Annotated in this window: 2 protein-coding genes; both read left to right on the top strand. The window is 67.8% G+C overall.

Annotated elements, in window-relative coordinates; translation table 11 throughout:
• Nucleotides 1-1,414, top strand: a 1,414-nt coding sequence (locus VF542_RS18205; RefSeq protein ID WP_408653115.1) for a non-ribosomal peptide synthetase, incomplete at its 5' end; no start/stop codon positions are given.
• A gap of 12 nt (nucleotides 1,415-1,426) precedes the next feature.
• Nucleotides 1,427-1,639 (top strand): hypothetical protein (locus VF542_RS18200; protein WP_408653114.1); only part of this gene is annotated, 213 nt, incomplete at its 3' end.

Here is a 1,639-nt window from a genome sequence, read left to right as displayed (position 1 = left end):
CGGCACGCCGAAGGGCGTGCTGGTGCCGCACCGGGCGGTGGTCAACTTCGTCGGCGCCGCCCGCGAGCTGTTCTCCATGACGGCGGAGGATCGGGTGCTGCAGTTTGCCAATCCGTCCTTCGACGTCAGCATCTTCGACATCTACCCAGCGCTGGCCAGCGGTGCCACCCTGGTAGGCGCCCCCCGGTCGGTGCTGCATGACGTGACGCTGCTCGCCGACCTCATGCGGCGGGAACGGATCAGCGTCGCCGACATCCCGCCGGCCGTGCTGGGCCTGCTCGATCCGGATTCGCTGCCTGAGCTGCGCGCGCTGTTCGTCGGGCTGGAAGCATTTCCCGCCGAGCTGGTCAACCGTTGGCGGACGTCGCGGCGGCAGTTCCACAACGGCTATGGCCCTACCGAGGCAACGGTGGCGTGCGTGGACTACGCCTGCCCGGACGAGCCGCTGACCGCATCGCCGCCGATCGGGCGGGCGATGGCCAACTACCGCGCCTACGTGCTTGACGCCGCGGGCAATCCGGTACCGATCGGCATCCCCGGCCAGCTCTACATCGCCGGGGTAGGCCTGGCGCGCGGTTACCTCGGCCAACCGGCGCTGACCGCCGAACGGTTCGTGCCGTGCCCGTTCGGCGAACCCGGCGCCCGGATGTATGCCACCGGAGACGTGGTGGCCTGGCAGGCCGGCGGCCAGTTGCAGTTCATCGGCCGGCTGGACCGGCAGATCAAGATCCGCGGCCTGCGGATCGAACTCGGCGAGATCGAGCATGCGCTGGCATCTTTCGCCGGGATAAGGCAATCAGCCGTCGTGGTGAACGACGCCGCCGCAGGCGGCCCGCGGCTGGATGCCTATCTGGTGCCCGAGGAGAGCGGCCAAGCCGATGGCAGCAACGGCATGGGGGCACCGGGCGCCGAGCTGGACAACGACGCGCTGTTCAGGCACCTGTCCGAGCACATCCCGCTGCACATGATCCCGTCCACGTTCACCCTGTTGGACTCGCTGCCGCTGAACGCGAACGGAAAGCTGGACCGCGAGCGGCTGCCGGTACCGGCCTCGCCCGACGAGCTGCCGCACCTGCCACCGGCGTCGGAAACCGAACGGATCATTGCCGGTATCTGGAGCGAACTGCTGAATGTCGACGGCGAGAGCATCGGTCAGCGAGACAGTTTCTTCTCCCTCGGCGGCAGTTCTCTGCAAGCCACCCAATTGCTGTCCCGGATCCGCGACGCCTTCTACCTGACGCTGGAGCCGCGACAGCTGTTCACCCACCCGACACTGCACCAGCTCGCCGCGCTGGTGGACGACACCCTGCGTGAGAGCTTCGACGAGGCCGAGCTGTCCGAACTCGAGGCGGAGATCGCCGGCATGTCCGAGGACGAGATCAACCGGATGCTCGCCGAGAGCACCGGCGAGTAGACGGAGTTCACCGTGCTGGACAAACCCGAGCAGGACGCCGCGCCGCTGGCAGCCAATCGACGTGCGCTGATGGAGCGGCAACTGCGCCGCCGGCGTGCGGAGTTGGTTGGTGGTGGTGGGGTGGTTGCGGTTGGTCGGGATGGGTTGTTGCCGTTGTCGTGGCAGCAGTTGGGTTTGTGGTTTCTGTATCAGTGGGATCCGGGGTCGGCGACGTATCACCTGCCG

The sequence above is a fragment of the Jatrophihabitans sp. genome, from assembly GCF_036389215.1.
Lineage (GTDB): Bacteria > Actinomycetota > Actinomycetes > Mycobacteriales > Jatrophihabitantaceae > Jatrophihabitans_A.
The sequence above is the reverse complement of the archived record's forward strand: the minus strand, read 5'-3'. Positions and strand labels throughout refer to the sequence as shown.